Origin of the sequence: Sphingomonas sp. LH128 (genome assembly GCF_000293195.2) — a bacterium.
In the GTDB taxonomy this organism is placed as follows: Bacteria; Pseudomonadota; Alphaproteobacteria; order Sphingomonadales; family Sphingomonadaceae; genus Novosphingobium; species Novosphingobium resinovorum_A.
On record NZ_ALVC01000426.1, the window covers coordinates 1 to 5,310 of the forward strand.

Here is a 5,310-nt window from a genome sequence, read left to right on the forward strand (position 1 = left end):
GAATTTCACCCTGAAACGAGCGACAGACCAGTCCCCCTCCTTCGAACGCAGATCGACGGTGACCACTGCGGCGCCTTTTTCCGCAGCCTGTTAAACAACGACAACCAACCAGTTGTCACGCTGCGGCGTATCCGCCGTCGACGTGGATCGCATCGCCGTGGACGTAACGGGCGGCGCTGGAGGCCATGAATGCGACGGCTTCGGCCACTTCGGCCGGCTCCACGAAGCGGCCCATCGGGTCGCCGGCGACGACGCCCGCGCTTAGAGTCTCGACCGGGGTGCCGCCGGTGATCCGCGAGTAGGTGGCAAGAATGTCATCCATCATCGCGGACACGACCACGCCAGGATGCACTGAGTTGACGCGGATCGGCATTTTGAGCGCGGCGAACTCCACTGCAGCGGCGCGGGTGAGCATCCGTGCTGCCGCCCTTGCTCGCACAATAGGCTGCGCTGAAGGCGGCGGGCCGGTCCGAAGCGCCCGAACACAAGTTGACCACCGAGGCACCGCCCGGCCGACGGCTGACGCTGCGGGCGAGCAGCGGCGAGGCCAGCTTGAGACCGAGGAACACCCCCTCGACGTTGACCTGCTGGCAGCGGCGCCAGTCCTCCAGTGGCATGGCGTCGATCCGTTCCATCGGCGCGATGCCAGCATTGGTCACGAGCACGTCGAGAGCGTCGTGGCGCCTCTCGATGGCGGCAAGAGTATCGGTCCAGCTTGCCTCGCTGGTGACGTCGAGGGCGAGGAACTCGCCCGCCCCACCCGATGGCGCGCGTAAGTCGGAGCGCACGACCGTTGCGCCCCGCGCTTCGAGCAGATCGCAGACCGCCGCACCGATATCGCCGCTGACGCCGGTAACCAGCGCGATCGCGCCGTCCAGTCGGGTAGCATCCACGGTTCGTCTCTCTCCATCGTTTCATTGGCGCTGCTCGGATGCAGGCACGCGCCCTGCGCCGCGCGAGCAAGGGGGGCAACTGGCCGAAACGACGGTCCGGTCAACCCCGTGAGAACGTATAGACCGGGTCCGATTTCCCGCGCGTGCCGTGCAGGTCGAGCGCGGCGTGCATGCCACCGGTCATGTCGCGGGTGCTGGGTTCGGCGCGCAGCCAGTCGAGCACGAAAGTCCGCTCGGCAATGGCCCAGCGGCCATCGCGGCGCTCGAAGCGGTCGATGTAGCGGCCGCCGGTGAGGGTGTCGGTCTTCTCATCGCCGCGCGAGGTGGAGACGGCGATCACGTACGTCTCGCCCACTGCGCCATGGCCTTCGATCTCGATCCACTGGTTGGCGATCGAGTGGAAGGTCTGCTCGTAGGTAGCCTCCACAAGCGCGCAGATCTCGGTGGCGAACGTTCGGCCATTGCCGTTGAAGGCGCCGCTGACGACGGTGCTTTCGGGGTGGAACACGTTGGCCAGCAAATCTGCATCGGCGCGGTCCACACCGCGGCAATAGGCCATCGTCAGGTCGGCGATCTCTTGGCGCGAGATCACCGCGTCGATCTTAGCGTCGTCATGCGTCATCGGTCGGATTCCTCTCGTCGTATTGCGGGCGCGGGCCTGTGCGAGCAGCGCGATTCCGGCATCGGCGCTGCCGTGTCCGCCGGTGGGAAGATGCCTCGCCAGCGGGCCGAGGCCGGGCAGGGGCAGACCGCCGGTCCAGTTGACGCTGGTGTCGAGCACGTAGGTGCGGTGATTCATCCGCCACCGCCCGTCGCGGCGGTCGTGCCGGTCGAGGTAGCGGCCGCAGATCAGGTGCTGGGTGGCGGGTCCAGCCTCTCCGGCGCTGGAGGCGTAGGCCATGATGTAGCTTTCCGACCATGCCATATCGCCCTGCGTCTCGATCCACATCTGCGCGGTGCGGTGGAGGGTGACCGGCCCCGCCTTCTGCGCGCCCGCGAGGATCGCCGCGAACTCGGGCGCGGGACCGTCGTAGAAGCGATAATCGACGGTGCCGTCGGGGTGGTAGCAGTCCGCCAAAAGCCCGGCATCGGCACGGTCCACGCCCCGGCTGTGCTGGGCGAGGACGTTGGCGATGGCCTGCCGGTCGGCGACTTCGGAGATGTTCATCCCACCGTCTCCCCGTTGTCGATGACGATATGGGTGCCGGTGATCTGCCGCGATTCCTCGGACGCGAGGAACAGGACCAGGTTCGCGACGTCCTCCGGCCGGCCCTGTCCGTGAGCCTGAACCTGATCAAGCCCGGCATTGTCCTGCGGCAATTGATCCAAAGCCTGCCGCGTCATCGGCGTATCGTGCGCGCCCGGCGCGATGGCGTTGCAGCGGATCGCGTAGCCCTGCTCCCGGCAATGCACCGCGACGCTGCGGGTGAGCGCTATGATGCCCGCCTTGGCGGCGCTGTAGGCGGGGATCGCGCTGATCCCCTTGAGCGCGGCGACCGAAGCGACATTGACGATCGAGCCGCCGCCTCCCTTGGTCATGTGAGGGATGGCGCTCTTGCAGCCTAGGAAGCACCCCTCGACCATGACCTGCATCTGCAGGCGAAAGATGTCGAGATCGCAGTCCTCGACATTGCCGAAGCGCACCAGCCCTGCATTGTTCACCAACACGTCGAGCCTGCCGAAGCGGGCGATGGTCTCCGCTACCACGTCCTGCCACTGCGCCTCGTCGCGCACGTCGTGTTCGAGGAACAGGACGTCCGGGATGGATGCGGCGACCTCGCGGCCGAGGTCGGCCTGCAGGTCGGTGATGACGACTTTCGAGCCTTCCGCCGCCAGCAGCCGGGCGTCGGCAGCGCCGAGGCCGGAGGCTCCGCCGGTGATGAGGGCGACTTTGCCGGATACGCGGTTCATGGGATCTCCCAATTCGTCGTCCCGGACTCGATCCGGGACCGGTGGCTGTCTTCAGGCTGGGACTGGCCGGGTGCCCCGCCGATAGGTGGGTTGTTCCCGGCCAGCGGTCCCGGGGCGAGCCCGGGACGACGGCATTCTCAGAACTCGAAACTGACCGAACCGCCCCACTGGCGCGGCGGTGCGTAGCCTGCGAGGCCCGCGTAGCCGGGGCTGTCGAACACCGTCGACATGTAGCGCGAATCCAGCAGGTTGGTCGCCCACAGACCCACCGACCAGGCACCGCCGTCCGGCTTGTAGGTCAGCGAGGCATCGACGAGATGCGTGGGCTGGATCTTCGAGCGCGGCGTATCGAGGATCGCGGTGTAGTACTTGGAACTGGTGTAGGTATAGCTCACGTCGCTGACGAGGTCGGCGCCGTTACCCAGCGGGATCACGAAGTTGGCGCCGAGGCTGGCGTTCCACTTGGGCGCATTCTGCAGGCGGTAGCCTTCCAGATCGAGCACCTGCCCGGAGAGCGGGTCGGCATAGAGGAACTGCTTGTACTTGGCATCGAGGTAAGCCAGCGAGGCGCGCAGCGTCATGCCCTCCACCGGCACCGCCGTGGTTTCCAGTTCGAAGCCCTTGATCTCGGACTTACCGGCATTGAGAATGCGGTTGCCCTGCGTGTTGGTCGTATCGTCGAAGTAGATTTGCGCGACCTGCATGTCGCGGTAATTGGTGTAGAACGCCGCCAGGTTCACGCGCAGGTGCCGGTCGAGGAAGTCGGCCTTGATGCCCGCCTCGAAAGTATCGACCTTTTCCGGATTGTAGGGCGTATCGCCGTCCGCAGGAACGCCGACGCGCGCGGTGAAGCCGCCCGACTTGAAGCCCCGCGCCCAGCTGGCGTAGAGCAGCGCGTCGTCGGCCACTTCGTAGTCCGCGCCGAGTTTCCAGCCGACGTTGTTCCAGCTCTTCTTGCCGCCCACGGTGAAGCTGCCGATGACGGTGTTGCCGATCCCGGTATAGTTCGAGCCCGCCGGATCGCCGATCGAGGTGATGAGGCTGGGCGTCGATTCGGTCTGCTCATGCGAATAGCGGATGCCGGCTTGCAGCTTGAGCCTGTCGGTCGCCTGCCAGTACCCTTGCGCGAAGCCGGAGACCGAATAGTTGTCCTGATCCTGCAGGTTGATCTGCAGCAGGCCGGGCGCGGCGAACTGCAGGCGATAAGCCTGGATATGGTCGTAGTGGTTCTTGAGGTAGAAGCCGCCGACGAGGACGTTCAGAGTGTCGGTCAGTTCAAGGTTGGTGCGCAGTTCCTGGCTGAACTGCCAGCCCTCGGTGCGACGGTAGGTGTCGTTGAGGAACAGCGGCGTGCCGTCCTGATCGGTGAACTCGCGCAGCGTGAAGTGCTTGTAACCGGTGATCGCGGTCCAGTCGCCGATGCCCGTGTTGCGCCAGTTCATCGTCAGCGTGCCGGAATAGGTGTCCATGTTGGACTGATCGGGCACCGAGTTGTTGGCGCCGTAGTACTTGTCGGGCGCGGTGCAGCTTCCGGCGGTGGCGCAGGGGCTGACGTACATGCCGCCGGTGCCGGGGCCTGTCGTGCCCGGCGCGGTGTAGAGCGCCTCTCCGGGCCGCGCGCCGTTGATGACGATGGGCGAGCCGTTGCGGGCGTTGACATATTCGCCCTGCAACGTCGCGTCGAAGTTGGAGCCGGGCGTGAACTTCAGATAGGCACGCACCGCGTCGAGGTTCTTGCGGCCCATGTCCGAGCCGTCGACGACGTTGGTGACCCAGCCCTTGCGCTGCGTGTGAATGCCCGCGACCTTGAGCGACAGCACGTCCTTGACCAGCGGCGCCTCGATCGAGCCGGTCAGGTCCATGCGGTTGTAGTTGCCGTAGACCGCCTTGACGTGGCCGCCGAAATCGCCGGTCGGCTGCTTGGTGACGACGTTGATGACACCGCCCGTGGTGTTGGCGCCGAACAGCGTGCCCTGCGGCCCGCGCAGAACTTCGATGCGGTCGACGTCGTAGAGGTCGAGCAGCGCGCCCATAGAGAAGAACTGCGGCACGCCGTCGACGACGATCGACACGGTGTTGCCCGCATAAGGGTCAGGCTCGATCACGCCGATGCCGCGCACGGTGAAGACCGCGCTCTGCGGGGTGTTGGCGAAGTTGTCGATCTGGACGTTGGGGATCTGGCCTTGCAGCGCCTGCAGCGAAGTGCCCTGCGTCGATGCCAGCGCCTCGCCGCCGACGGCGGTGATCGAGATCGGCACATCCTGCAGGTTTTCGGACTTCTTCTGCGCGGTGACGACGATCTCCTGGATGCCGCCGGACTGCGTTTCGGCCTGCGGTGCTGGATCATTCTGGGCAAAGACCACCTGCGGCACGAGAAGCGCGGCGGCGCCAAGTGCGAGGCGTGAGCTTGCATTGAGCCAGATGGTCGGCCGTGAACAATGCGATGTTCGTTTCGGCGACGGGTAGATTGCGTCCGATGTGCCGTGAGGGGTTTATCGAACTGGTA

The 5,310-nt window shown here is 65.9% G+C and carries 5 protein-coding genes; all 5 read right to left on the reverse strand.

Features of this window, described 5'->3' with window-relative positions; translation table 11 throughout:
• Positions 1-115: 115 nt before the first annotated feature.
• The gene (locus LH128_RS31585) at positions 116-415 is read right to left on the reverse strand and encodes an SDR family oxidoreductase (RefSeq protein WP_083910363.1); all 300 of its coding nucleotides are present in this window, start codon (positions 413-415) and stop codon (positions 116-118) included.
• Positions 315-893, reverse strand: a complete 579-nt coding sequence (locus LH128_RS27150) for an SDR family NAD(P)-dependent oxidoreductase (RefSeq protein WP_008832907.1) — start codon at positions 891-893, stop codon at positions 315-317. The genes LH128_RS31585 and LH128_RS27150 overlap by 101 nt, the downstream gene beginning before the upstream one ends.
• A gap of 100 nt (positions 894-993) precedes the next feature.
• Entirely contained in the window at positions 994-2,061 is a 1,068-nt protein-coding gene (locus tag LH128_RS27155; RefSeq protein WP_008832908.1) for a nuclear transport factor 2 family protein, read from the reverse strand.
• Entirely contained in the window at positions 2,058-2,804 is a 747-nt protein-coding gene (locus LH128_RS27160) for an SDR family oxidoreductase (RefSeq protein ID WP_008832909.1), read from the reverse strand. Before LH128_RS27160 ends, LH128_RS27155 begins: the two co-directional genes overlap by 4 nt.
• Before the next feature lie 137 nt (positions 2,805-2,941).
• Entirely contained in the window at positions 2,942-5,176 is a 2,235-nt protein-coding gene (locus LH128_RS27165; protein WP_008832910.1) for a TonB-dependent receptor, read from the reverse strand.
• Positions 5,177-5,310 lie beyond the last annotated feature (134 nt).